Source organism: Pseudanabaena sp. PCC 6802 (genome assembly GCF_000332175.1).
GTDB lineage: Bacteria > Cyanobacteriota > Cyanobacteriia > Pseudanabaenales > Pseudanabaenaceae > PCC-6802.
In genome coordinates this window covers 234,901-258,373 of the sequence record NZ_KB235910.1, presented here as the reverse complement: position 1 = coordinate 258,373, position 23,473 = coordinate 234,901, and the positions used below count along the sequence as shown (strand labels likewise).

Below are 23,473 nucleotides of genomic sequence, written 5' to 3'. Positions count from 1 at the left end.
CGATGTCACGAGCGATCGCCCGTAAAGAAGAAATCTGTCTCCCGTGGAGTCTCATCTATAGAGGCATCTCCTATGTCTTCTCTACTGTAGAAGTCCGTATCGCTTTGGCTTTCTGCTCCGGCATTGAAGCTAACTGCCGAGTTAGCCTGGGCGCTCCAATCAATTTGTTGTTCTATTTGCTGGATGTTACGATCGCGATATTGCGAGCGATCGGGCGTAATGACTATAGTTTCGCTCTGGCGATATTCCGGTTGGATATCGCGGTAGGACACGACAATCCATTCGCGATCGTAGCTGTAGTAATCGCGGTAAGGATTGTAGTCAGGGTAACGGTACCAGGGAATGTAAGTATTGTATTGGCGTACTGCTCTAATGTTGGGAATTTGACCGCGATCGATCTGAGCGGCACAGGCAGGAGAGCACAGCACGCGCTGCGGTACGCCATCAACATCGATGGTTCTAGTTTGGGCTTCTGAGATGCGTAGAGGTTGAGAAGTAAAAAAACATGCGACATATTCTTCTCGCTCGCTTTCTCGCTCTACTATTGTCGGAGCGCTTGGAGGCGCAGTAACGCCTGTGGAGCGATCGATCCACTTACGAGCCTCTTGCAAGTGTTGGCGTGCTAACTCCAGCGAACTTTCTGCTCGCTCTAGCTGGGTAAGATTTTTAGGCGGTGCGTCCACAATTTCTGAAGCCTGGACAAATTCACTAACAGCCTGTTGGTAAAGAGCGCTTGCCTGACTCGCTGCATCTCCTTGCGGTAAAACTTTGATGTAACTATCAACGTCATCGAGATTAGTGCTGACCTGATAGCGTAGCTCTTGCAATTGCGTTACTCTCTCCTTCCATTTATAGCGACGATGGATGAAAAAGGCAGCGCTACCTCCTGCCAGGCAAGTCAATGCCACAAATCCCAAGCCCTTATTTTGCCCCTCTTGCCTTTGCACCTCTGCCACTACAGATCGGGCAAGAACTACCAGTCCTGGCGAGTAATTATCAGGTGCGAATTCTATTCGACTCGCTTTACTAAGTTCCACGGCGCGATCGCTCGTCAATCGATCGGAATAAACATCCACTCCCCGCTGAGTGGCAACAATTACGGCACCATTTTTAAGATTGAGATAAGTAAATATTTTTTTGGCATATTCCAGGCGATCGCCTGGAATGCTCTTTTTAACAATAAATTCGATCGTAAACGGTTGCGCCTCATTCGCGACCTGTCTTAGCTGGGCGATATCCACTAACTTTGACATTGAGGCATCTACAACCACAGCGTCAGTTTTCAGCGCAATCAACTCTAAATCGGTGCCTTGTTTGGGAGGAGGTGAGGGATTTGGTGGCTGAAGGATAGTGCCTCGATCTTGGCCGATCTTTTTGTTAATAGTTTGTCGAATCTTGTTGTAGGTTTGGCGATTCGTAAATGTAATGTTGGGATCTAGTTTTACTGCTCGATCTAGGGATTTCTTAGCTTCCTGATAGCGTTTCAGTTGGTTGAACGCTAAAGTTAACCCCCAATGTGGTTTAGGATCGTCGGGCTTTTCCCGCACAGCTTGTTGGAACTTCACTACTGCCTCTTCGTATTTTTGGGCTTTGTAGAGCTGCCAACCCTCCTGATTCGCAGAGGCTTTGCGCGTAGTTGCCTGGGCGAGTACTTGAGTAAACTCCTGGGGAACCTCTTGGGCAATTACTTTTGCGATCGCACCAGCAAAAGCACTCGCAACAAAAAAGCTAAAAGTTAGAGAGAGAATTAATCCCAACTGCAATGCCAGCAGCGCGTAGTTCCAACTCTTGCCGCGTCGATCCTTCATATGTACCCTGGGCTTGTTGTCGGTTTATTTTTGAGGCAAAATTTCTCGAATACGCTCCCTAAATAAGCGCACTGCTGCCCTTTGCCCGATCTCAAAACTTTGTTCGATGTAAGTTGTAACCTCGGCAATTGGGAACGTAGGTAAGGCAGCACTACATGTTACTTGCTCATATTTTCCATCAATGAGTTGATATACCTCCAGATTCTTTTTGCGATATCGCCACAACTCGGGCACGCCAAGCGCAGCGTATAGGGAGAATTTATCGATCGAAGAATGCCTATAGTCGGACTCAACTACTAAATCTGGTGGTGGATTCTCAGGTATTGCTCCGGCAGCCTGAGATATTACAGGAGATACGGTTGTTTCAAGGGTCACTACCTAAAAAATGCAGGCTGTATTATTGCCGGAGCAATAGGTGAATACTTCTAACTCCCCTCACTGCTAACTCACTTTGAATATAAAAACAAGTATCGGGTTCGACAGCACGGGTGAGGTCTTCACGCTCTAGCTTCAAGGCTCCAAGCTGTCTTGTTTCAATTTCTAGTTCTTCAGCTAGAGCTGTAACGAGGTCAGCAATTATAATTTTTGGTTCTTCGTGTTCTGTTAACGGCATTCTAATCTCCAGCACACCCTGGTCGTAGGCAATTCTCCACACGCGATCGTCACCCAACTGGGCCATTAGTTCCTTGTAAGTCTGCCAACTAATGCCCTTCAGTTCAATAAATTGCCTGGCTCTAATTTGCTCTTCCGTGAGTATTGGTAATGTTGTTGTCATGGAGCTACCTCCAATGGTGAACTTCAGCCGATAAGTCTACGAGTCAATCTAATACCAATTTAAATTGTTCGGGTTACAGATGGGGTGTGGGGGCGTTGCCTCCACGAAGGGGTTCCACCCCTTCCCCCCTTAGATCTGTCATGTTTACTATTCAAATTGGTATAATTACCCTAGCTGCACTTGATTAAAAAAACAGCTTCTCACTCCAGTATGACAGGCAATATCTCCTACCTGCTCGATTTTTAATAGCAGTACGTCAGCATCGCAGTCGAAATACATTTCCTGGAGCTTTTGAATATGCCCGGAAGTTGCCCCTTTGTGCCATAGTTCCTGGCGCGAACGGCTCCAATAGTGGACTTCTCTGGTTTCTATCGTCCGAGCGATCGCTTCTCTATTCATCCACGCCATCATCAGCACGGCACCATCACGGTAATCCTGAGCGATCGCTGGTATTAAACCATTCGCATCGAATTTCAGGCGATCGATCCAATCACTAGTTAAATTCATAGCATTCCATTCAATCAATCAATGCAACACCCTAATACCAAATCCGCGTTCATTACTCCTATATTGCCTGGTGACTGGAAGTCGCAGCTACACCAACAAAGTCTGCCTGCGCAGCCTTGAAGAAAAGGGGGTAACACCAATTCTTCAAAATCGAACTACATATCAATCTACGTACGGGCGAACGGCCGTTCGCCCCTCCAGCAATCTGTAATTTTACTTTAGAGAATTGGTATAACAAACCAGGATTTCGTGTAACCCATAAACAAGTTTGATGCCACTCACTCACGCAAATGGCATCAAAGGAATACTCTAGTTTAACTTAGATTAACAAGGTACCTAATAGTTTAAACACCTCGGTTTTCTAACGCACTAGCAAGGCGCTCCATTGTACTGGTAAGGCGCTCCTGCGACTCAAGTACTGGATCTGGAGCCGCTGCCGCTTCTTCCGCTGCTGCTTCCTGGCGCTTAAATTTCTCAAGTGCCCGGATCACTAAGAAAATTACGAAGGCAATCACCAGAAAGTTGATTACGGCAGCCAGAAACTTGCCGTAAAGTATGCCACCTGCGGAAAGCTTAGCCAAATCTTCAACCTTAGCTGCTTCTAAAGCTGGCTTCAAAATAGCAGGAGTAATGATATCTCCAATTAAGGATTCCACAATTTTGCCAAATGCGCCACCAATAATGACTGCCACAGCTAGATCGACAACATTACCTTGAATGATAAAAGTCTGAAAATCTTTTAGAAAGCCGGTTGCAGCGGCTCTACCTCGTCTTGATGCCATAACTTCCTCTTAACTTTTTAAAAATTTAGGGTGTTCCTAGAAAATGTTAGATAACTTGGGGGTATACGAATGCAAAGCGACAAATTCTGCATCAGTATGTTTTGGTCATCTTATGCTAAGAATGCCAATTATTTGCAGTTATACCCAAAAATTTAAAGTTTATTTGCTAAATTTGTGTCGGAGGCTGAATAGCTAAGGAATTGTCCCCAAATGCATGTGGCCAACTTTATATAGCTATAGCCAACAGGCTTAGGACGGGGTGCAGGGGTGAAACACGGCAGTGGCTCTAGGGGGAAACCCCCAAGACCGCCCTGCCTCCCCTGCGTGGGGGCGCAGCTCGCACACCTCCTGTCCTAACAGATCTGTATATGGCTATACTTTATTAGGACTTACGCATTGAATGCTGAAATGCAAGATCCCCCCTAGCCCTCCTTATCAAGGGGGGAAATCCAAAAGCCCCCTTTTGCTAGGCTTTGCCTTCCCGTAAGGGTAGGGGGGTGGGGGATCGGTTTTGCGTAAGTCCTGTTGATGATACCTACACTGTTAAAGGCGATTTCTGCAAAAGAGCTAACACCAATTTGAACGATAAACAAGAAAGAGTGAAGGGGATAAAAGGATAAAAGAACTCCTTCGTGGGGGCAACGCCCCCATTTGTAACCTTACACAGTTTAAATCAGCATAACTATCTCTAGAAGAAAGGGCGGGCAATGCCCACCCTGCAGTTAATGCAGCAGATTTACAGCTTGACCGAAGCGTTGACTTTATAGCTATTGATCACGCGGGACATAGGCTCTTTTAGGTCGTCGAATTGGTGCTCTAGCACTCCAGTAGTGAGCAGGGAGATCTTGTCATCGATCTTCTCAATAAAGCTATTGCCTTGTATCCGACCCGTGGCTCCTTGAATTGTTTCCGTGTAGCCCCAGACAATCTGCACGCTACCATCAGATTGAGAAATAGGCTCTTCCATAAAAAATCCAGGTCGGGAGCCAAATGTTTTAGTTAGGAAGCTCTTGAGTAATTCGGTCATCTTGGCACTATCAATGCCCTCTGGCGCATTGAAGATGTCAACGGAAATAAGAGAATTCTTAGTAGGATCGAACCACAAAACAATAGTTTCATTTGGTTTTGAATTATCAGTAGGCGTCCAGCCCTCTGGAATGTCAATTTCAAATAACCCGGTTTTGTGCTTGTAGGATTGCAGGTTATCTGCCTTTACTTTAAGAAACTTCTCCGGAGAGCTAGTTCCAGTAGCTGGTGTGGTTGCCTTGCTCAAAACCTTAGATTTGGAGGCTGGAGCTTCAGTTGTTGTGGGAGTAGCTGCGGTTGTGGGTGAGGCTGGAGCAGTAGTGGTTGTAGTTGGGGTAGCTGCAGTTGTCGTCGTTGGTGTTGGCGTAGTTGTGTTGGTACCACAGGCTGCTAGGGCTAGCATGGCTGTTGCTGTTACAGCTAATAAATTTTGAAAACGCATAATTAAATTCTCCCTGTTGTGCCAGGTACTAATTTTTACTTTTAAATACTAGGCGATCGTAACGCATTATCGGCATTTTTATTAAACTTCGTAGGTATTTTTGCTAAAAATAGCGACATCAAGCGCGGTCTTTATGCTGGATCGCAGCGAATTTCAATCAAGAAGCCATCAGGGTCATAGAAATATATCCCCCGACCAGTGGGGCGACTGACTGGCTCGCCTTCCATTGGTACGTGATGCGATCGCAACACTTCAACCGCGCGATCGAACAAATCGGGAGCAATATCAAATGCCAGATGATTGGCGCGGGTAAACTGTCGTTGTGGATCGGGGTCGGGCGGAGATAGTTCTGGCTCCCAAAACAGATCGATAACTGTGCCATCTGGCAAGGCAAAATTTGCAACTTTGCCAGCTTCAACTAAAGCTTTGAGGGTACTGGGGATTTCGTCGCCTTGCAACTCGTGCAGGCCCAGGATATTGCCATAGAAATGGCGAGAAGCCCGCATATCCTTGATGTTAAAGGCAAAATGGTGGACGCGGCGCAGATTCCCAGTGACAAGGTGGGGGGGATTGTCTACCATGCAAGGATCTCCTGGCTATTTTTTAGTTTGCTGAGGACTTGATCTGCTTGTAGTTTATTGCTTCCAAAACTTCTAAAGCCGCATCCTGAATCGCTGGAACGGTTTCTCTGCCGAGCAAGACCTGGCAATACTGGGCGATCGCTATTTCCTGGTTGAGCGGCAATCGCTGTTGTTGCAGGTGTTGGGCCAGTTGTTTGACGGCAATTAAGCGTTCTAGATCGTCGCTAGCAGTAAATTGTGCGACTAAGGCATCAACGTTAGACCGTTGAGTTTCAATCCACTTGTCGATCGCCTGCTTAAACAGTAGCCCCAACACTGCCAATGTTGCGATCAGTTGCAAAATACCGGCGCTAGCCAGCCAGTGATTATCAATCCCGTGCCAAATGGCTGCCACCATGTATGTAAAGCATACTGCTACCGCACCCGCGACTACTGCAACTGTAAACTGGCGATTGGGATGATTCAACAGTCTCTGCCAGCGCAAAATTAGACTGCTCCAATTCCAATCTTGCCCGACGTATACCAAGCTCATTACGACTACGCCAGCAATTGTGGCCACCACAAGCTGCCAATTCCAGAGGGCAAGCATTAGCAGCGCGATCGCGACAATTGCCCAGATAGGCATTCCCTGCTTGCGTCTGAGTATGCGCCCGGCGGAATGCATAAATTGGTGCGATCCTGAAGATGAGCTGTCACTGTAACTGGACGGATCTTCCATCACCGATGGGAACCTTGAAATCTATGCAAATAATTTTAACTATTTCTCAAGCTATTTTACGCCGTTGAATTCTTTGTTAGTTTGAAATTTTACGACGAATATTTTACTGAGAGTAGACCACCCATGCAAATCCTTAAATGCCTGCACGCTGCCATTTTAGTTTCCGATCTAACTAGAGCAGAATATTTTTACGGCGCGGTACTGGGTTTAAGTAAAGTCAGCCGAGAACTGCGTTTCCCTGGTGCTTGGTATCAGGTAGGCGATTACCAAATCCATCTTATGCTTGGCCATTGCGATCGCGCCCGCGAGCTGCCAGAAAAATGGGGACGCGATCGCCACATTGCGTTTGCGGTTGCCGATCTTGATGAAGCCAAAAAGCAGTTGCAGGAACATAATTACCCCATCCAAATGAGTGCTTCCGGTCGTGCCGCCCTGTTCGTGCAAGATCCTGATGGCAATATAGTAGAGCTATCAGCCCCTCCAACTGCCTAGATATCTTACCCAGTGCTAACTTCAATCAATCCCGACTAAATAAGTCGGGTATGTTTGACGCTGTTCCAAAGACTGTGTTATGGTTCAAAGCAAGTTAGTCAACTCCTAAAAACGCACGCGATATCATGACCACAGCAACCACATCTACCTACTCCTGCGAGAAAGTTACAACCACTTTCAACAGTCTCAAGTGTAAAGAATGCGGTACTACGTATGAGCCTAAGGCTATGCACGTATGTGAGTTGTGTTTTGGACCTCTGGAAGTAGACTACGACTACGATGCGATCGCCTCTAAGGTCAGCCGCGCCACCATTGAAGCTGGCCCACTGTCCATCTGGCGCTATCGCGATTTTTTACCCGTACAAACCGATAACTATATCGATGTGGGGACGGGTATGACCCCACTACTCAAGGCAAACCGCCTGGCTAAGAAACTCGGCATCAAAAACCTCTACATCAAAAACGATGCCATCAACATGCCCACGCTCAGTTTCAAAGATCGCGTGGTTTCGGTTGCCCTCAGTCGCGCGCGGGAATTAGGCTTTAATACGGTTGCCTGTGCCAGTACTGGCAATCTGGCGAATTCTACGGCAGCGATCGCTGCCCATGCTGGTTTGGATTGCTGCGTATTTATTCCATCCGATCTAGAAGCAGGCAAGGTATTAGGTACTGTGATCTACGCACCCAAGGTATTTGCGGTACAGGGCAATTACGATCAGGTCAACCGCCTTTGCTCGGAAGTAGCCAACACCCACGGTTGGGGCTTTGTGAACATTAACTTGCGCCCCTACTATTCCGAAGGTTCTAAAACACTGGCTTACGAGACGATCGAACAGCTTGGCTGGCAGCTACCCGATCGTGTTGTGGCTCCGTTGGCATCTGGCTCTCTATTCACTAAGATTTACAAGGGCTTCCAAGAGTTTGTCAAAGTTGGCCTGGTAGATGAGAAATCAGTCCGCTTTAGCGGTGCCCAAGCCGAAGGTTGCTCGCCCATTGCTTCTGCCTTCCGGGAAGGTCGCGATTTTATTGCTCCCGTTAAGCCAAAAACTATTGCCAAGAGCATCGCGATCGGCAATCCGGCTGACGGTGTTTACGCGATCGATATCGCGCGCAAGACCAACGGCAGTATCGAGTCTGTCACAGACGATGAAATTATTGAAGGTATCAAGCTACTGGCAGAAACCGAAGGTATATTCACCGAAACCGCAGGTGGCACGACTATCGCCGTACTCAAGAAGCTAGTAGAAGCAGGCAAGATCGATCCGGACGAAACTACGGTTGCTTACATCACAGGGAATGGACTCAAGACCCAGGAAGCAGTACAGGGTTACGTGGGCGAGCCGCTACAAATCGAGCCAAAACTCAGCAGCTTCGAGCGGGCACTAGAACGCTCTCAAACTCTCGAACGCCTGGAATGGCAACCTGTCTCGGTTTAAAACCCTGCTGACTCTTTCTAGCACAATCGCCTGAGTTATGACCAAACGGGTTTTGTTAGGCTCACTTCGATCGGCAAGCTTAACAGTCCGGTTGCGATATCTATCTGTGATGGAAGATAGAGGGTTTGACACTGCTTAACCAAGCACTTCTCATATCATGTCGCGATACAAACAGGTTTTGCAGCCGGAGCCGACTGAAGCCACTCGTTAAGGGAACCGCACTCGTCTCTACAGATTCAGAATACTAGCCAACACCTCAATAGGACTCAGTCACCTATTTGGATTGGTTATACTAGTACTATGCTGAGATATAAAAACATCGCTAAATCCGTTCCCGTGTTTGCCTGCTTGGCATCTATCGCGTCAATGGGTGCGATCTGGGGTGGAGGATTGAGTTCGGTGCAGGCAAGTTCGGTAAGTAGCAGATGCCAAAAATATGAAGCACAACTGGTTAGCGCAGTTTATCAAACAGATACGGAGATAACGGCTTCAAAAGAGCAACTACAAACTGCGGAAGAGAGAGTCAAACAACTTGCAGAGTTGTCGCAAGCAGGCGCGGTTTCGCAAAGACAGGTAGATCTAGCCCAAGTGCAATTGCAAAAAGCCAAAAGAGATTTGGCAGCGGCGATCGCCCGTTCTAAGCAGGCAAGGCAACAACTCAAAACTCTTCAAAATATGCCAGCTTGTACCGTCTAAAGGTATATCGCTAGAGTTATATCGCTAGACCTATATCGTTAGTGCACCTCCAGCATCACCCACTCGGGTGATTTTGCTGGAAATATGCATAGAGAGCGATCGCTTTCTATGCAAAAACGGGCAGAATGAGACTATAAATATCCGATACTTGCATGTGACTTTGCCAGGCTTTAGTGAGTTGATTACGATCGCACTCGATCCTGATAACGATCGCTGTAAATTATGGGAAATTCGATGAGGATAAAAGCAGAACAGAAATAGGTAGGTAATTAGGCAAGGGTGAAGCTGCCAGGAGCAGTAAATTAATAAGACCAATGTAGATAGCCTACCAAAGTTAAGCGTGTTAAATCTATCAACCGTACTACTTAACTTAACTCAGGAGGGTTATTATGAACGAGCTATCACTAGAGAAGCAATTTGCACATTCGATGTTTTGCCAACAGGTTAAAGGAATCAATAACCTGGAAGCAGCAAGAAAGCTTCTGGAAGAATTACATCTGCTCTATTTAGGTCAGCAGTCCTTGTTTGTTCAGCTTGCCAAACAAGATTTCTCCAGAGACTTCATAGATGAGTAATATTGCTATGACTTACACGAAAGAGATCTTAAAAGCCCCCACTCTTGAAGGAGGCTTTTAGGATCTCCCTTTTGCAATTGGGATTAATTGCCTTAGGCTATTGGAGAGCGATCGCTTACCCGTAAACACATTAGCGATAATCGTCAGAATTATTCTTTGGGGTCTGCCTCTAGCCAGCCTTTGAGAGTTTCGAGAGGAATGCTGACAACCAGGTCGTTGGTGAGAACTTTTACTTTCTCAATATCTCTGGATTTGATAGCACTCAACAATTGCCACTTAAAAGTTGGATCTTTTTCAACTTTGTGTTGCAGTTGTATCTTGACGAGTAGCGTTTGTTCCTCTTCTGGTAACCTATCAATTAGGCCTTGGTCTAATTGAGTCACAAGCGCTTGAAATTTCGTTGCCAGACTTGTCATGCCTTGTTGTTTGGCATTTTGCTGTTTGCGTTGTTTCCGTTGTTCGAGGAAAGTGGAAAATTTTTGCGGGTCGGCCAGTACTTCATCACTAATGGGAGTTTTGATAGATTCTTGCTGAACTTTGTCCATGTAGGCATGAAAGGCTTGCTCGTCATCGCGATGCGCTAACATATACTCTCGTAATTCAGCACGATTCATTTGTTTATAGTCAGGCTGGATTGTCATTCTAAATCTCCACTAGTTCGCCATTACTGCCAATCAATACTTCTGTTTCTTCGCCTGCAAGAATATAGATAGCGCTATAGCGCGAATCAAATCGAACCAGGTAAATGGGCAAATACATACTTGACAAGCTTTGACAAACCAAAAAGCATTTTCTTAACTGTGCTTCTGAAAGCACCCTATGTTACTCCTCACTCCTTAGCCTTATTGTAGCTGCTCTAAATAATATCAGGTCGAGGCGGATTAATAATTTGATTAGTCGTACTACCTGTAACACCATAAGCAGTTTGGAAAAATTGGATGGTATTTGTAGAGCCTGCTTTTAAAATAAGCGCATTAATTTGCAGTCTATTGCTAATGTTTTCTTTCTCCTTTTCTTGCAGTTTAGCCCCGTAGTGGAGGTAATAACTCTTGTTTAGCAAAATTATAGCCTTCCATCTGACGGAGGGATTTGACATAATCTTTCAAACTTTATCCAAATCTTTTCTATTGCAATCGCTCGATCAGGCGATCTCCCACCCTTAGAGCATTCGCGATAATCATCAGCGCTGGACTCACAGCAGAACTGGATGGAAAGAAACTGCTGTCTACCACATAGAGATTATCGACATCGTGGGTGCGACAGTCGAGATTTAATACCGAGGTTTGGGGATCTGACCCAAATCGACAGGTACCGCATTGATGGGCGACTACCTGGATGGGAGCTTCGCCACGGGGGTGGATGCCGCTGCCCTGAAAGATAGAGCGATCGCTACTTTTCTCTATATTTTTCAGTACTTCGATCCAGCGGTAAACCAGGCGATCGTGCGCTTCTAAGTTGTTTGGGTTATAGTCCAGGTAAATCTTGTTGTCTTGTACGCGAACGCGGTTGTTGGGATCGGGTAAGACTTCTGTCTGCGCCCACCAGCCAATCGAACGAGTAGCCAACTGTTGCAGACCCAACCCAGGTACGATCTTCGCTAATACGGACAGAACGGGTGGCGATTCAGCAAAAATAATATCTTGCAGCAATCCGCCCGTGTTTTGAATGTGTCCCAAGGGATAGTGGAAATTCTCATCTCCCCAATAGAAGTCGTTGACAGAGATCGATCTGAGAAACTTGCCAGAGTTTGGCTTTGATGTCAGTTGCACGATCGCCGTCATCAGGTGTTTCATCAGGTTGCGTCCCACCAGATCGGAACTGTTCGCCAGTCCGTTAGGATGCTTGTCGTTGCTAGAACGGAGTAACAATGCGGCTGAATTCACCGCGCCGCAGGCAAGTACGACGATATCGCCAAAAAACAAATGGGATTGTCCGCCAATTTCTACTTCTACGGCTTTGACAGTTTGTCCCGACGGATTCGTATGCAGGCAGATCGCTTTAGCAGAGGTTTTTAAGGTAACGTTAGGAAACGCGATCGCGGGAACGATGCCAAACACTTCGGAATCGCTGGTGGGGTCATCTGCCTGGCGGGTCAAACCCAACGGTAGAGGGGCGGGATGCAGTCCCTGAGTAGCGATCGCATCGGCAACGGGTTGGAGAAGAGGTTCGCTCTCGACGGCTGGGAAAGGATAGTCTTCACTGTGGTGTGGTTCTGTCGGATCGACAGCAGTACTGCCGTGTACCTGATAGAGCTTTTCAGCTTCTGTATAATAGGGTTCAAAGTCCTGATATTTCAGTTCCCATGCCGGAGAAATGCCATTTTGATGCGAGACCTCATTGAAGTCTTTCTCTCGCATCCGCATCAACGTCGCACCGTAGATCTTGGTGTTACCGCCAACAGCATAGTTAGTTTGCGGCGAAAACGGTTCGCCAACATTGTCGTACCACTGTTCGGGTGCGTGGTAGCGCTCTCGTTTGAAGATATCGACGTTACTTCGATTTTGCTCCTCTAACGGCATGAAGCCGCCCCGTTCCAGGATGAGAATCTGCTTGCCCGTCGGTGCGAGTTTGGCTGCTAGCGTACCCCCTCCCGCACCCGTACCGATAATAATTACGTCGTAATTTCGGTCATCAATAATCATTGGAATTTCCCTCACTGCCACACATAGATGAGAACAAACAAAATAATCCAGATGACATCGACGAAATGCCAGAACAGCGATGTGGCAGCAACGCCAAACTCTCCCTTGTCATAGTTGCCGGGAATCAGCGATCGCCACAACATAATCGACTGCAACAGCACGCCCGTCAGTACGTGCAAGCCGTGAAATCCGGTCAGCAAGTAAAAAGTGCTGCCAAATACGCCATCGGTGAAGCCAAAGGGAAGGCTGCGCCATTCCACTGCCTGACCGTACAAAAAGTAACTGCCCATTGCCATCGTCAGCAACCAGAAGGCGCGGAAACCCCAGAGTTTTTTGGCATGGAGGAAGCGCTCGGCGATGTAAATCGTAAAACTGCTGGATACCAGCACTATCGTATTTATAGCTGGATTGTTAATTTCCAGTCCCGTTACGCCAGAGGGCAACCAATCAAGGGATGTGGTTTTGTAAACGATATAGCCAGCAAAAAAGCTCAGGAAGATAACGCTTTCTGAAAGGAGAAAGACAATGAAGCCAAACATGCGGTTGTCGGCCTCTTCATGGCCGTGCGTTCCGTGGACGGAACTCGTTGCGGTTTGAACGATATCGACTTCAGCGGGATTCATGAACGACCTCCAGTTTGTCAGGGTTGGCTACTAAGGGTTCCTGTTTGCCGTAGCCATAGGGTGGGGCAATCACGACGGGCAGTTCTTCAAAATTTTCGACTGATGGGGGCGAAGCAATCAGCCATTCCAAACCGATCGCCCGCCAGGGGTTGGATGGGGCTTTCTCGCCGCGAATCCAGGAACTTACCATATTTAGAATGAATGGCAGCGTGGATATCCCCAGTAGAAATGCACCGAGGCTAGCAAGCACGTTCCAAAATGCAAATTCCGGATCGTAGGAGGCAACGCGACGCGGCATTCCCTGCAATCCTAATGGATGCATGGGCAAGAAGTTTAAGTTCGTACCGATAAATGTGAGGACGAAATGGAGTTTGCCCAATCCTTCGGAATACATGCGTCCGGTCATTTTAGGGAACCAGTGATAGAGTGCCGCGTACAGGCCCATCACTACCGCACCGTAAATCACGTAGTGAAAGTGACCGACCACGAAATAGGTGTTGTTGACATGAATGTCGATCGGCACCGATGCCAGCATGATACCAGTGATGCCAGCAAATACGAACATCAGCATGCCGCCCAGCGCGAATAGCATGGGCGTATCGAGGCGCAACTTCCCGCCCCAGAGTGTCGCTACCCAGGCAAATACTTTAATACCCGTCGGCACGGAGATCGCCATGGTCGTAAGCATGAAGATCATGCGCATCCAACTGGGGGTGCCGCTGGCATACATGTGATGCACCCAGACAATGCCGCTCAGTCCTGTAATAATTACAGACGATACGGCTACTACCTTGTAACCGAACAATGGTTTGCGGGCGTAGACCGGAAACAGTTCCGAAAACACGCCAAAAATGGGCAGGATAATCACGTATACCGCCGGGTGGGAATAGAACCAGAAAAAGTGCTGGAACAGGACAGGATCGCCGCCCTTGGCTGGGTTGAAGAAGCTGGTGCCAACCGTAAGGTCGAACAGCAGCATCACCGCTCCGGCGGTCAGGGCGGGTAAGCCAAACAGTTGAATGATTTGCGCTGCCAATACCGTCCAGACAAACACGGGCATCCGAAACCAGGTCATGCCCGGTGCGCGCATCCGCGCGATCGTCGCGACGAAATTAATCCCGCCCATAATTGACGATATGCCAGAAATCGCCACCGCTAGAATCCACAGCACCTGACCGTTGATTAAGTTACCAGTGGGATTCTGCAAGCTTACTGGTGGATAAGCCCACCAACCTGATTGGGATGGGCCTCCCGGCACCAAAAAGCTAGCCATCATAATCGTGCCCAACACGGGTACCATCCAGAACGCCACTGCATTCAGGCGCGGAAATGCCATATCGCGGGCACCGATCATCAAGGGCACGAGGTAGTTGGACAAACCCACCAGGACGGGGAACGTCCACAGGAATAGCATGATGCTGCCGTGCATGGTGAACAGGGCATTGTATACGGCGCGATCGACGAGATCCGCTTCCGGCGTGATCAGTTCGCCGCGCATAATCATGGCAAGGAGTCCACCCACCAAGAAGAAAAAGAAGGAAGTGACAATATATTGAATGCCAATGACTTTATGGTCGGTGCTGAAGCTGAAATATCGCTTCCAGTTATGTGGCGCGTCAGGCTGTCCGGGCAGTTTCGCGATCGCGTCAACGGAAATATTGGTCATGAGGCACTCTCTTCGGAATTAGCGTAATTGACAACAGGTGGAGGTGCGGGGATGACGGTTTTCCATCCCGCCGTACCGCTTTCTTGAGCGCGGCGATATTCCGCAAAAGCTTGGTTGTAAGCTGTGGCGGGAGTACGGTTGGCTGCATCTGTCAGCCATTGCTGATAGGACTCTGGTGACTCGACCACGACATTTGTTTGCATGGCAGCGAAATAGGTGCCGCTGTATTGCGAATCGCGCAGTCGGTAGGTACCTTCGCGAATTGGCGTAAACTCAAAGTCGATCGCTCGACCGGGAACGACATCCTGTTTGATGCGGAAGGCAGGGACGAAGAAACCATGCAAGACATCTTCAGAATTCAGCGCCAATTCGATCCGTCGATTAACGGGCAAGTGCAGTTCCGTGCTCGTGATACGGCGATCGGGATAGCGAAACTCCCAAGCCCACTGGCGCGCCCGCACTTCAATCCTTTCCTTCGGTTCCGCCGCAGGTATGGATGGTTCGCGGCTGGTAGAATCGGCGAGCGGAGCGGCTTCAACGGCTGGCATACCCATGTGTACGTGTTCCATCGGTCCGAGAATCGACATGCGGTCGTAGATCTGGTAGCTGTAGCCCGCAATCCAAATCACCAGACAAATGGGAATTGCCGTCCAGACAACTTCTAGCGTGACGTTGCCCTCAATGTGCGGCCCATCGCTGTCATCGTATTTGCCAGCCCGCTGAAACAGAACTGAGTAGATTACAGTTCCCGCAACGCCCAGGAAAATGAACGTGCCAAGCGATACGAGAAAGCTGAACAAATTATCGATCTCGATGGACTCAGCCGAAGCCTGCGGCGGAAACCAGGAATACGACTGCTGCCCCATCCACAAACTAATCGCAGTTAGCGCGATCGCGATCGCGACTAACGTCAAAATCGTACGAGTTTTCATAATTACGAGCGATACTATTTCGAGATACTATTTCGACAATAGAAGAGAATCTTTACTTAACAATAACAGGCGATCGGCGCTGATGTGCACGCCAAACTCGGATGCCATTTGCGCGCCAAGCGTACCGTGGAGGAACATGAGAAAAAAGATGCCCAAACCCACTAACAAATAGCTCCACTGTACTTGTCTGGATAAATCTTTGCGCCAGAGGAAGCGCTGAAAGCCTCGCCAGACCGTCATTGCCACGATCGCCGCTAACAATAACACACCACCAACACCGTGCCAGAGCATGGTTTCCATGGCTTTCAATCCCCAGTCACTTTTAATGTTTGCGGGTGGATCGGCGAGCATGATTTCGTAAAAACCCGCTGCAACCGTAAAAAATGTGATGATGGCGGCAGCCAGCATGTTATACCAGCCCACATCGAAGAAATTGGAACGCGTAGCTGGAATTGCCAGGAACTTAAACACGGGTTTTTCGAGGGGAAACAGAACGCCAACGATGTCGAAGGCGATCGCCACGATAAACAACCCCAACGTCAGATGCACTAAATTGGGATGAATGGGGATGGCATAGGGCAAGCCATTGGCACCAATCTCTCGCAGTGGATCGAAAGCAGTTTCGTTCATTGCAAAACTCCTCCTTTGGTCGCTTCTACTACTGCTTCGGTATGCAAGCCATACACCCAAACCAGTTCGTCGCCCAGATAAACTTGGAAACACGTTAAAACCGTTAGCAGCACTCCCATACCTAAATAGGCGATCGGCAACTGTTTCGGATCGCGGGAACGAATCACGTAGCGCCATCCCGTCGCGGCAGCAATAATTCCCGAAAGCGACCATCCCAGCAGCGTATGCAAGTTCAATACCGGTGCCACGGCTGTATAGGGGTCGGATAAACCTGCTTCAATTTGCCCAAAAATCACTGCAATAAAGATGGAAATGGTGGCAAAGAACAGGTTCCACCAACTTACTTCGTACAAGCGAGGATTGCGCGTAAAAAAGCCGATCGCATCGCAGATAAAGGCAAACAACACCATTGCAATCACAAAATGCACCACGATCGGATGAATTGTGTCCGGGTAGGGCAAGTTGCGATCGTTTAAAGGCGGAAGATATTCAAACACAATACTCTCCTGGAGACTATCCGGACTCTAATATAGCAATCGCAAATGATTTGTGAAAAAGGGGTTGTGGGGCTGCACCCCACGCAGGGGAGGCAGGGCAGTCTTGGGGGTTTCCCCCTAGAGCCACTGCCGTGTTCTACCCCTGCACCCCGTTCGTAAATGATTTAGCATCGCTATACTAATTTAAATTGCTTGGGTTACATATTAAGGGGTGGGGGCGTTGACCCCACGAGGGGGTTGGAACACCTTCACCCGTTTCGATCTGTCCTGTTTACTGCATTAAATTGGTTTACCGTATTAAATTGGTATAATTTTTAACCTAGTAAATAAACCTAGCAAATTTTGCCTTAACCTGAATGTATTAATGCATTCAGAAACAGCAGTTTCTAAAAAATTTAAGATTGTTATTAACTTTTGAGAGTTTAACAAATCGTCGTTAAACCGAAAATCTAGCTTTTGATGTTTTTATTCCAGCCCCAAAGACTTACCCAGGAATTTTACGATCGCTCCGCAGATAAAATAGGTTCCAATTACCCCTGGAATAGCAAAGTAAGCAAAAGCGCCCGACGATCGCTCTTGGCTCAGGCGATCGCGCACCGACAGAAAAGGAATGATATTGATGGCATGGTAATTCGTCATTGGATAGGGTAAAAAGAAAATCATTGATGGTGCGCCTAGGAAAAAAAAGAGACCGCCATCGCCTAATGCTTGCGCCAGTCCCATGACAAAAACGTACTGCCAAAGCGTATATTTATATCGATTAATGAAGTACCAGATAACTGAGAAAATTACAATATAGGCGGGCACGGTAAAGATTAGATCGAGCGCATATTGAAGCGATCCTTGCAAAAGAGAAGTATTCCAGCCAATGCGTAACGATAAAAAAACTGGCATGGAAATCATATGAAAGCCCTCCACCACCATAGCAAGAACGGTGCCTAAAGCAATAAATCGAGTTCTTGGTGAAAGCCAGGAAAAAGCCTTTACTAATGTCGAACGCAACGCAATTTGTCCAAAGAGAAACGCGATCGTCAAGAGCCGAGTAATGCTCGCGGATGAGAAACCAGCCAGAGCAACTGCCGAGCAAATCGCAAGCGCAGCCCAGAAACAATAGAGTTTCGGCCAAATCCCAATAGGTTTGTCACTCGATCCAAATCTTCCCAAGACTCTCTACCTCAAACTACAAAAAGTTTTCTTGCTCAGGGATAAAGTGGGCGATCGCGAAGATATTAGCAATAGAGAGGCTTGCAAATTTCCAAGCTATGTAGGACTTACCCATCATTATCCCACAAATCTAAGAAATCAATTTCTTGGCTCAGAGCTGAAGTCGGCTAAAGCAGACTAGGGATATAGATAAGGCAGACCTGTTTGAATAGGTTTAATCTTTATATTTTGCTGTATTGACGTTGTGTACTAGCATGAGTACCGTGCTATCATGTTACTACGATCGTCTAGTTTAAGAATCAAGGCACTGAAGATATTTTTAATGGCAAAAATACTCAGGCAGCACGCAATACTTGTCCAGAGTCAATCTGGAAAGTGGCGGGTCGAAAACTCGACCAACTCAATGCTGCTACAGTGGTAGGCGATCTGCGCGTGCCGCCTAAAAATCGGCTAGAGGCTTTAGTTGGCGATCGCAAGGGGCAGAATAGCATTCGCATTAACGACCAATATCGAATTTGCTTGGTTTGGACTGATGCTGGAGCCGATCGCGTAGAAATTACGGACTATCATTAAATTGCGATCGCGTTTGGAAAGATATCAAACCTACGAAGAATTCTATCTTTGCTTATGATACGTATACCTACTCATCGCTTACCAACACATCCTGGCGAAATTCTATTGGAAGAGTTTATCGTTCCAATGGGTCTGACCCAACGAGAGGTAGCACAGGCGATTCATGTTCCTTATCAACGCCTGAATGAGATTATTAATGGTCGTCGAGGTGTAACCCCAAGTACTGCCCTGCGCTTGGCGAAGTTCTTTTCGACTTCGGCTGACTTTTGGCTTAATCTGCAATTATGTTGGGATTTGCATCACGCACAGCAGGCTGAGAATGAAGCTCTTAAGGCGATCGCACCGTATATCGCTTGATTTGAGAAATATTAATGAAACTTTAACTAGACTGACCAGTCTTGAATTGCAAGATTAGGAATTTTCTCAAAATCTTGTATATTTCTAGTAAGAAGAATGCCTTCATGAGCTAATGCAACCGATGCAATGCGTAGGTCTTGCGCTCCAACCCGGAGCCGATTAGCCTTAAGAGACTGATAAATCGCATAGGAATCTGTATTATATTGAAGCACCTGAAATTCTGACAGCAAAAGCATTGTTTCTACCAATAGCTGATATGCCATACACAAATTGGCCACATCTTTTGCATTTTTCCTTGCTGCATCAATCTGTGCCAATCTCCCGCGCAACTGTTCTTCAACGTTAATTGCAGTTGTCGCAATCTGTCCTTGACTTGCCCTGAGTCTATTAACGATTTTTGGGTGGTTACGTCCGTAAAGGCTAAGATGGTCGGTATCTAGAACATAGAGATTCATTATGGATCTTCTATAGTATTTGCTTCTTTACGAATATTGGCAAGTTTTTCCATCCAATCGTCAAATGTTGGATCGTCCTCAAAAATGCCAGCATATTGCAGATGAAACCTAGATCGATCTGTAAAATTGGGTAAATCTACTTGAATAGGGACAAATTTTCCTGTAGCGAGTTGAGACTCCAAAACGGCTTTTGCTTTGGCTATAGCCTCTTCTTCTGTCGTGCCTTCTACATATACTGTAGGCATTCCTAGTACCGAAGCTACAAATTGCCGATCGCCTGGATTTTGAACAAATACTTGATATTCCACAGATCGCTTCCTCCTGCTCTGTTTTTATTCTACAAGAAGTATCATTGCTCAGTTGCCAGTTCGGCGAAATGATCTTGTAATAGCTTGTGGTTAAAGCGATAGCGTCCGCCTACGCGTTGGAGGAAAAGGCGATCGGTGCAGTCCAGATATTTCAAGATTTTTAGTACCTCAGACAAATTATTGCGATACGGCGATCGCGCCGCAAATAAATCGGAGATCCCATATTGCTTATCCACAGTTTTCAGAAACAAAAAACTACTGCCGTTTGTAACCATCCCATAAAGAGGTCGAGTCGGTTCTGGATGGGCTGCCATATATGTCAACGCTTGCGGTAGGGCTAGCTCTAGTAGAGATAGTTGCGGCGCACCTGCTCTAATCGCGTCTGTTCTAATTCGCTCAACGCCGGAAGTTCCGCCATCCATTCAACAAAAAACTGAGCATCGTCGCTCTGACTCAGACCTAACTTTTCCTGAACTTGACGAAACGTAGTTATCTCTTCGGCGATCGCAAAACTAGTAGTCATGGGATGGCAAGTATTTAGGTTTTAGGTTGAGTGGGAAGGTTGCTCAAAAAACAGGCTAAATCTGCAAAGGTGCCAGCATAGGTTACGGTGGGCATGTCGTAGCCCTTGAGATTGACAGAGTGCTTCTGAAATTTGAGGCGCTCGGCAGAGGGAATCAGGGCATAGGTGGTTTCCCCCAAGGCGATGTCGGCACTGATTTCTTTGGTGGCGGATTCCAGGCGAAAGGCAGCATTGACCGTATCGCCCAGGGCTGTATATTCCGGGCGATCGCCTGCCCCCATCTGTCCCACAATTGCATTGCCCGTATTGACCCCAGCCCCAATACGCAAGCGAAACGGTAGAGTGAATTTGTTATTGAGTTCGTCGCTCATGGCGTGGAGGGCGTGGAGGGCGTGCAGTACTTGCAGCATTTCAGTGGGTGCGACACTGCCAGATTCCTTATCAGTATTGTGAATCCAGACAGCCATTACGGCGTCGCCAATGTATTTATCTACCCAACTACCATAGCGACGGATGATGTCGCCCGCACTGCCAAACCAGGAACCAATTACTTGCGATAGTAGCTGCTCTTCTACTTGACGAGTTAGACCAGTATAGTTGCGAATGTCAATTACCAGGACGGTAATCAGGCGACGAGTATGCAACATCACGGTCGATTTTTGCTTGGGGGGACCTTCGTCTGTTTCTACGAGGGTCTTAGCAGTGGGACACACGAGCTGCATTTCTGTAGCTCCCAAAGTGAGGCGATCGCCGCTGTGCAGAGTGACGGGTATGCTGACACGACGACCATTCACAAACGAACCGTTCAGACTGCCCAGATCGATCAGGTAAAAGCTGCCCGAGTCCATTACCTGCAAGATAGCGTGGTTTCGGGATGCCCACTTATCATCAAATACAATGTCATTGTCCTGACCGCGTCCCAGCGACCAGGAAGTCTCGTTAATGAGAGGAATTTTCCTATCCCCATCTTCGGTATGTATTAGTAGATAAGGATAAGAATGCGTTTCCATAGTGTGGGTCTGAATCTGCGCGGACTGAGTTCACGAAACACTTAGTATACTTATTAGCTTATTATCCTTGCCCACCCAACTAGTTCAAAGCTGCCACCATACCAAAAATACTATCTACTAAAATCGTACTGAGTATGGCTCCGCTAAATGCCCAGTATCGTAACTCAGTATATCGCAGCGATCGCACCCCTAGCATCACCAGTAAGGAACCCAAAGCTACTGCCCAAGCAATTCCCCACCCAGACTGCACCTGGGCTACCGCGCTTTGCAGAATCGGTCGAATGGCACTGAGATCGTTTTCTACCAGCATCAGCGATCGCCAATGCGGCATAAGTCCGGCGATCGCAAAGTAAAGATCCGTTACAACGGTACCTAATAGGGAACCTAGATAAAAGCAGGCTCCAATATCGTATAGCTTGCGCTGCGACGGTTGCAATGCCCAAATTGCCCAGGGTAAAGCGATCGCTTCGACGGGCAAGTGCCAGAGTGGCTCCCAACGCAACCATCCCCAATAGAGCGAGCCGCACAACCAGGTGAGACTAAATCCCCAAAGCAAGCTGCCCCATGGGGAGCGATCGGTCTCGATCAGATGCCTGCTAAGCGATAGCCAGCCGACTGTAATTATCAGACTAAGCCAGGGCGCAAACCTGACTAAAGGGGCTTCAAAGAAAACAGGTACCGATACTAAAAAAACAGCGACTAGCCATACGGTAATGTTGGTTGTGCGCAGAAGTGCTAAGGGGTTTCGGTTTTGAAGGGTAACGATATAGGAAAACAACGCTTATTAACTTAGCTAAATTTATATTAATTATTATTATTGCTACTTAACATATCATTAAATTCTATGCAGCCGCCCATATACTTGGGCAGTTTTCTAGACATTATTGCCACCAACTCCAAATAAATTGAATCCACCGCCACTAGTTCCAAATCTTGATTTACCTACCAAAAGAATTTTATTCTTGAGCAACGGGCATGGGGAGGATTTAAATGCCTGTGAAATTCTAAAACAATTCAAAAGTCGCTACCCCAGCGCGGAAATCTCAGCCATGCCAATGGTCGGGGAGGGGAATGCGTATCGCAATCTAGGCATACCGATTATTGCGCCCACGAGGCATTTGCCCTCCGGTGGATTCGTTTATATGGATCGAGCCAAATTATTCGCAGACGTGCAGGCGGGGTTGCCGAGCTTAGTTGGGCAGCAATTGCAAGCCATTAGAGCCTACAGCCGTAACTGCGATCTAATCTTTGCCACTGGCGATGTTGTGGTTTTACTGGCAGCAGGCATAACTGGTCGTCCCTATGCTTCCTTCTTAGTCTCATCATCTGCCTACTACGAAGGGAAATTAACATTACCTTTGCTAGCGAAGCTGTTATTGCGATCGCCTCGTTGCCGACAGATATTTACCCGCGATCGCTTCACCGCCGAACTAATGCAAACCAAAGGTTTCAGCACAACCGTATTTGCAGGCTACCCAATTATGGATGTGCTAGCACCTACTGGCAAAGATCTGGATTTAGCTCCCAACAGCCCCACGATCGCTCTTTTACCTGGTAGCCGCCTACCTGAAGCCAGCCACAATTTAGCGATTCTGCTCGATCTGGCGATCGAAATCCAGCGCGAATTCACGGCGGTTCCAGTCCAGTTTCGAGCCGCAGTGGTACCAAAGATGATGGAAATAGGGGTGAATGGCAAGACACCCCTGGAGGAAGTTGCAACCCAGCAAGGATGGCATTGCTGGAGCAATGGCAAACTTTATCACGATCGCAGCAATATCGCCATTATTTGTTACTGCGACGCTTTCGCCGATATTCTGCAACGGTGCGATCTGGCAATAGGCATGGCAGGTACGGCGATCGAGCAAGCCGTAGGTTTGGGCAAGCCTGTCATTCAAATTCCTGGCGGCGGGCCGCAGTTTACCTATCGTTTTGCCGAAGCCCAAATGCGCTTGCTGGGTAAGTCAGTCAAGACAGTTGGCAAGCAGACTGCGAACCCGCAAACCTTAATAGAAGCAGCGAGATTGACACAACAAACTCTAGCGGACAAAGCCTACCTAGAAGAATGCCAGCAAAACGGCATAGAAAGAGTGGGTAAACCAGGCGGCTCTGCCCAAATTGCCGATCGCCTGGCTGCATTACTTTGGGGTAACACGCTTTTGCGGCAATAAGTTTGTTCTCCCCAGAACTTACGAAAACACCACTAAAAGCTAATGGCTAATAGCTATAGCCATAGACAGATCTGTTAGGACAGGGGG

The 23,473-nt window shown here is 47.6% G+C and carries 32 protein-coding genes; 8 read left to right on the top strand and 24 right to left on the bottom strand.

Translation table 11 applies throughout. The features are described from left to right. Positions 1–5 precede the first annotated feature (5 nt). From PSE6802_RS0101195 to PSE6802_RS0101165, 8 genes are all read right to left on the bottom strand, one after another. Entirely contained in the window at positions 6–1,808 is a 1,803-nt protein-coding gene (locus PSE6802_RS0101195) for a tetratricopeptide repeat protein (RefSeq protein WP_019498252.1), read from the bottom strand. 24 nt (positions 1,809–1,832) lie between these two features. After that, positions 1,833–2,183: a Uma2 family endonuclease gene (locus tag PSE6802_RS35155; protein WP_019498251.1), complete on the bottom strand. Its 351-nt coding sequence runs from the start codon at positions 2,181–2,183 to the stop codon at positions 1,833–1,835. A 22-nt stretch (positions 2,184–2,205) separates the two neighbouring features. Further along, a complete protein-coding gene (locus PSE6802_RS35150; RefSeq protein WP_019498250.1) occupies positions 2,206–2,583 on the bottom strand; it encodes a hypothetical protein in 378 nt (125 codons plus the stop codon). A gap of 165 nt (positions 2,584–2,748) precedes the next feature. Then, entirely contained in the window at positions 2,749–3,090 is a 342-nt protein-coding gene (hisI, locus tag PSE6802_RS0101185; RefSeq protein WP_019498249.1) for a phosphoribosyl-AMP cyclohydrolase, read from the bottom strand. A gap of 344 nt (positions 3,091–3,434) precedes the next feature. Next, positions 3,435–3,872 carry a large conductance mechanosensitive channel protein MscL gene (mscL, locus tag PSE6802_RS0101180; protein WP_019498248.1) on the bottom strand — a complete coding sequence of 146 codons (438 nt, stop codon included), beginning with the start codon at positions 3,870–3,872 and terminating at the stop codon, positions 3,435–3,437. Between the two features lie 736 nt (positions 3,873–4,608). Then, entirely contained in the window at positions 4,609–5,340 is a 732-nt protein-coding gene (locus tag PSE6802_RS30655) for a hypothetical protein (protein WP_019498247.1), read from the bottom strand. Between the two features lie 131 nt (positions 5,341–5,471). Further along, the gene (locus tag PSE6802_RS0101170; RefSeq protein WP_019498246.1) at positions 5,472–5,921 is read right to left on the bottom strand and encodes a VOC family protein; all 450 of its coding nucleotides are present in this window, start codon (positions 5,919–5,921) and stop codon (positions 5,472–5,474) included. 22 nt (positions 5,922–5,943) lie between these two features. After that, positions 5,944–6,585, bottom strand: coding sequence for a hypothetical protein (locus PSE6802_RS0101165; protein WP_156815366.1), 642 nt, complete (start codon positions 6,583–6,585; stop codon positions 5,944–5,946). A gap of 177 nt (positions 6,586–6,762) precedes the next feature. Between PSE6802_RS0101165 and PSE6802_RS0101160 the strand changes: the two genes are divergently transcribed. The 4 genes from PSE6802_RS0101160 to PSE6802_RS0101145 all read left to right on the top strand — a co-directional run bounded on the left by PSE6802_RS0101160 (position 6,763) and on the right by PSE6802_RS0101145 (position 9,838). Then, positions 6,763–7,131 (top strand): VOC family protein, encoded by a 369-nt coding sequence (locus tag PSE6802_RS0101160; protein WP_019498244.1) that lies wholly within the window; start codon positions 6,763–6,765, stop codon positions 7,129–7,131. Between the two features lie 125 nt (positions 7,132–7,256). Further along, positions 7,257–8,567, top strand: a complete 1,311-nt coding sequence (thrC, locus tag PSE6802_RS0101155; RefSeq protein WP_019498243.1) for a threonine synthase — start codon at positions 7,257–7,259, stop codon at positions 8,565–8,567. A 300-nt stretch (positions 8,568–8,867) separates the two neighbouring features. Next, complete coding sequence (locus PSE6802_RS0101150; RefSeq protein ID WP_019498242.1) at positions 8,868–9,263, top strand: efflux RND transporter periplasmic adaptor subunit; 396 nt, start codon at positions 8,868–8,870, stop codon at positions 9,261–9,263. Between the two features lie 389 nt (positions 9,264–9,652). Then, positions 9,653–9,838, top strand: a complete 186-nt coding sequence (locus PSE6802_RS0101145) for a hypothetical protein (protein ID WP_019498241.1) — start codon at positions 9,653–9,655, stop codon at positions 9,836–9,838. 149 nt (positions 9,839–9,987) lie between these two features. On the opposite strand, the gene PSE6802_RS30650 is transcribed toward PSE6802_RS0101145, so the two are convergent. The 10 genes from PSE6802_RS30650 to PSE6802_RS32995 all read right to left on the bottom strand — a co-directional run bounded on the left by PSE6802_RS30650 (position 9,988) and on the right by PSE6802_RS32995 (position 17,731). Next, complete coding sequence (locus PSE6802_RS30650; RefSeq protein ID WP_019498240.1) at positions 9,988–10,479, bottom strand: DUF6887 family protein; 492 nt, start codon at positions 10,477–10,479, stop codon at positions 9,988–9,990. Between the two features lies 1 nt (position 10,480). Next, positions 10,481–10,654, bottom strand: coding sequence for a DUF6888 family protein (locus PSE6802_RS34200; protein ID WP_193372393.1), 174 nt, complete (start codon positions 10,652–10,654; stop codon positions 10,481–10,483). A gap of 40 nt (positions 10,655–10,694) precedes the next feature. Beyond that, positions 10,695–10,934, bottom strand: a complete 240-nt coding sequence (locus tag PSE6802_RS0101130; protein ID WP_019498238.1) for a hypothetical protein — start codon at positions 10,932–10,934, stop codon at positions 10,695–10,697. A gap of 28 nt (positions 10,935–10,962) precedes the next feature. Then, a complete protein-coding gene (locus PSE6802_RS0101125; RefSeq protein WP_019498237.1) occupies positions 10,963–12,480 on the bottom strand; it encodes a GMC oxidoreductase in 1,518 nt (505 codons plus the stop codon). A gap of 11 nt (positions 12,481–12,491) precedes the next feature. Beyond that, positions 12,492–13,103, bottom strand: a complete 612-nt coding sequence (locus tag PSE6802_RS0101120) for a cytochrome c oxidase subunit 3 (protein ID WP_019498236.1) — start codon at positions 13,101–13,103, stop codon at positions 12,492–12,494. Further along, positions 13,090–14,769, bottom strand: coding sequence for a cytochrome c oxidase subunit I (gene ctaD, locus PSE6802_RS0101115; RefSeq protein ID WP_019498235.1), 1,680 nt, complete (start codon positions 14,767–14,769; stop codon positions 13,090–13,092). Before ctaD ends, PSE6802_RS0101120 begins: the two co-directional genes overlap by 14 nt. Next, positions 14,766–15,701 (bottom strand): cytochrome c oxidase subunit II, encoded by a 936-nt coding sequence (locus PSE6802_RS0101110; protein ID WP_019498234.1) that lies wholly within the window; start codon positions 15,699–15,701, stop codon positions 14,766–14,768. Before PSE6802_RS0101110 ends, ctaD begins: the two co-directional genes overlap by 4 nt. Positions 15,702–15,728: 27 nt before the next feature. Continuing rightward, positions 15,729–16,331 (bottom strand): DUF2231 domain-containing protein, encoded by a 603-nt coding sequence (locus PSE6802_RS0101105; RefSeq protein WP_019498233.1) that lies wholly within the window; start codon positions 16,329–16,331, stop codon positions 15,729–15,731. Further along, complete coding sequence (locus PSE6802_RS0101100) at positions 16,328–16,828, bottom strand: DUF2231 domain-containing protein (protein WP_019498232.1); 501 nt, start codon at positions 16,826–16,828, stop codon at positions 16,328–16,330. Before PSE6802_RS0101100 ends, PSE6802_RS0101105 begins: the two co-directional genes overlap by 4 nt. Positions 16,829–17,293: 465 nt before the next feature. Continuing rightward, entirely contained in the window at positions 17,294–17,731 is a 438-nt protein-coding gene (locus PSE6802_RS32995) for a hypothetical protein (protein ID WP_225902621.1), read from the bottom strand. Between the two features lie 31 nt (positions 17,732–17,762). Between PSE6802_RS32995 and PSE6802_RS32990 the strand changes: the two genes are divergently transcribed. The 3 genes from PSE6802_RS32990 to PSE6802_RS0101085 all read left to right on the top strand — a co-directional run bounded on the left by PSE6802_RS32990 (position 17,763) and on the right by PSE6802_RS0101085 (position 18,922). Then, entirely contained in the window at positions 17,763–17,942 is a 180-nt protein-coding gene (locus PSE6802_RS32990) for a hypothetical protein (protein ID WP_156815364.1), read from the top strand. 365 nt (positions 17,943–18,307) lie between these two features. Then, positions 18,308–18,565, top strand: a complete 258-nt coding sequence (locus PSE6802_RS27270; protein WP_051050541.1) for a type II toxin-antitoxin system RelE/ParE family toxin — start codon at positions 18,308–18,310, stop codon at positions 18,563–18,565. Between the two features lie 54 nt (positions 18,566–18,619). Further along, complete coding sequence (locus tag PSE6802_RS0101085) at positions 18,620–18,922, top strand: HigA family addiction module antitoxin (RefSeq protein WP_019498229.1); 303 nt, start codon at positions 18,620–18,622, stop codon at positions 18,920–18,922. A gap of 26 nt (positions 18,923–18,948) precedes the next feature. On the opposite strand, the gene PSE6802_RS0101080 is transcribed toward PSE6802_RS0101085, so the two are convergent. From PSE6802_RS0101080 to PSE6802_RS0101055, 6 genes are all read right to left on the bottom strand, one after another. Then, positions 18,949–19,377, bottom strand: a complete 429-nt coding sequence (locus PSE6802_RS0101080) for a type II toxin-antitoxin system VapC family toxin (RefSeq protein WP_019498228.1) — start codon at positions 19,375–19,377, stop codon at positions 18,949–18,951. After that, the gene (locus PSE6802_RS0101075; protein ID WP_019498227.1) at positions 19,377–19,685 is read right to left on the bottom strand and encodes a type II toxin-antitoxin system HicB family antitoxin; all 309 of its coding nucleotides are present in this window, start codon (positions 19,683–19,685) and stop codon (positions 19,377–19,379) included. The genes PSE6802_RS0101080 and PSE6802_RS0101075 overlap by 1 nt, the downstream gene beginning before the upstream one ends. Before the next feature lie 41 nt (positions 19,686–19,726). Next, positions 19,727–19,999, bottom strand: coding sequence for a hypothetical protein (locus PSE6802_RS34395; RefSeq protein WP_026102977.1), 273 nt, complete (start codon positions 19,997–19,999; stop codon positions 19,727–19,729). Between the two features lie 29 nt (positions 20,000–20,028). Next, a complete protein-coding gene (locus PSE6802_RS34390) occupies positions 20,029–20,208 on the bottom strand; it encodes a hypothetical protein (protein ID WP_026102976.1) in 180 nt (59 codons plus the stop codon). Between the two features lie 14 nt (positions 20,209–20,222). Beyond that, positions 20,223–21,218 carry an adenylate/guanylate cyclase domain-containing protein gene (locus PSE6802_RS0101060; RefSeq protein ID WP_019498226.1) on the bottom strand — a complete coding sequence of 332 codons (996 nt, stop codon included), beginning with the start codon at positions 21,216–21,218 and terminating at the stop codon, positions 20,223–20,225. A gap of 79 nt (positions 21,219–21,297) precedes the next feature. Beyond that, a complete protein-coding gene (locus tag PSE6802_RS0101055; protein WP_019498225.1) occupies positions 21,298–21,996 on the bottom strand; it encodes a DUF3120 domain-containing protein in 699 nt (232 codons plus the stop codon). A gap of 184 nt (positions 21,997–22,180) precedes the next feature. On the opposite strand from PSE6802_RS0101055, the gene PSE6802_RS0101050 reads away from it, so the two are divergent. Further along, complete coding sequence (locus PSE6802_RS0101050) at positions 22,181–23,386, top strand: lipid-A-disaccharide synthase-related protein (RefSeq protein WP_019498224.1); 1,206 nt, start codon at positions 22,181–22,183, stop codon at positions 23,384–23,386. Positions 23,387–23,473 lie beyond the last annotated feature (87 nt).

What these genes read in the sequence shown, in the direction of transcription:
- PSE6802_RS0101195 (WP_019498252.1), bottom strand. Translation starts at nt 1,808, where the DNA reads ATGAAGGATCGACGCGGCAAGAGTTGGAACTACGCGCTGCTGGCATTG.
- PSE6802_RS35150 (WP_019498250.1), bottom strand. Translation starts at nt 2,583, where the DNA reads ATGACAACAACATTACCAATACTCACGGAAGAGCAAATTAGAGCCAGG.
- hisI (WP_019498249.1), bottom strand. Translation starts at nt 3,090, where the DNA reads ATGAATTTAACTAGTGATTGGATCGATCGCCTGAAATTCGATGCGAAT.
- mscL (WP_019498248.1), bottom strand. Translation starts at nt 3,872, where the DNA reads ATGGCATCAAGACGAGGTAGAGCCGCTGCAACCGGCTTTCTAAAAGAT.
- PSE6802_RS30655 (WP_019498247.1), bottom strand. Translation starts at nt 5,340, where the DNA reads ATGCGTTTTCAAAATTTATTAGCTGTAACAGCAACAGCCATGCTAGCC.
- PSE6802_RS0101170 (WP_019498246.1), bottom strand. Translation starts at nt 5,921, where the DNA reads ATGGTAGACAATCCCCCCCACCTTGTCACTGGGAATCTGCGCCGCGTC.
- PSE6802_RS0101165 (WP_156815366.1), bottom strand. Translation starts at nt 6,585, where the DNA reads ATGCATTCCGCCGGGCGCATACTCAGACGCAAGCAGGGAATGCCTATC.
- PSE6802_RS0101160 (WP_019498244.1), top strand. Translation starts at nt 6,763, where the DNA reads ATGCAAATCCTTAAATGCCTGCACGCTGCCATTTTAGTTTCCGATCTA.
- thrC (WP_019498243.1), top strand. Translation starts at nt 7,257, where the DNA reads ATGACCACAGCAACCACATCTACCTACTCCTGCGAGAAAGTTACAACC.
- PSE6802_RS0101150 (WP_019498242.1), top strand. Translation starts at nt 8,868, where the DNA reads ATGCTGAGATATAAAAACATCGCTAAATCCGTTCCCGTGTTTGCCTGC.
- PSE6802_RS0101145 (WP_019498241.1), top strand. Translation starts at nt 9,653, where the DNA reads ATGAACGAGCTATCACTAGAGAAGCAATTTGCACATTCGATGTTTTGC.
- PSE6802_RS30650 (WP_019498240.1), bottom strand. Translation starts at nt 10,479, where the DNA reads ATGACAATCCAGCCTGACTATAAACAAATGAATCGTGCTGAATTACGA.
- PSE6802_RS0101130 (WP_019498238.1), bottom strand. Translation starts at nt 10,934, where the DNA reads ATGTCAAATCCCTCCGTCAGATGGAAGGCTATAATTTTGCTAAACAAG.
- PSE6802_RS0101125 (WP_019498237.1), bottom strand. Translation starts at nt 12,480, where the DNA reads ATGATTATTGATGACCGAAATTACGACGTAATTATTATCGGTACGGGT.
- PSE6802_RS0101120 (WP_019498236.1), bottom strand. Translation starts at nt 13,103, where the DNA reads ATGAATCCCGCTGAAGTCGATATCGTTCAAACCGCAACGAGTTCCGTC.
- ctaD (WP_019498235.1), bottom strand. Translation starts at nt 14,769, where the DNA reads ATGACCAATATTTCCGTTGACGCGATCGCGAAACTGCCCGGACAGCCT.
- PSE6802_RS0101110 (WP_019498234.1), bottom strand. Translation starts at nt 15,701, where the DNA reads ATGAAAACTCGTACGATTTTGACGTTAGTCGCGATCGCGATCGCGCTA.
- PSE6802_RS0101105 (WP_019498233.1), bottom strand. Translation starts at nt 16,331, where the DNA reads ATGAACGAAACTGCTTTCGATCCACTGCGAGAGATTGGTGCCAATGGC.
- PSE6802_RS32995 (WP_225902621.1), bottom strand. Translation starts at nt 17,731, where the DNA reads ATGATTTCCATGCCAGTTTTTTTATCGTTACGCATTGGCTGGAATACT.
- PSE6802_RS0101085 (WP_019498229.1), top strand. Translation starts at nt 18,620, where the DNA reads ATGATACGTATACCTACTCATCGCTTACCAACACATCCTGGCGAAATT.
- PSE6802_RS0101080 (WP_019498228.1), bottom strand. Translation starts at nt 19,377, where the DNA reads ATGAATCTCTATGTTCTAGATACCGACCATCTTAGCCTTTACGGACGT.
- PSE6802_RS34395 (WP_026102977.1), bottom strand. Translation starts at nt 19,999, where the DNA reads ATGGCAGCCCATCCAGAACCGACTCGACCTCTTTATGGGATGGTTACA.
- PSE6802_RS34390 (WP_026102976.1), bottom strand. Translation starts at nt 20,208, where the DNA reads ATGACTACTAGTTTTGCGATCGCCGAAGAGATAACTACGTTTCGTCAA.
- PSE6802_RS0101060 (WP_019498226.1), bottom strand. Translation starts at nt 21,218, where the DNA reads ATGGAAACGCATTCTTATCCTTATCTACTAATACATACCGAAGATGGG.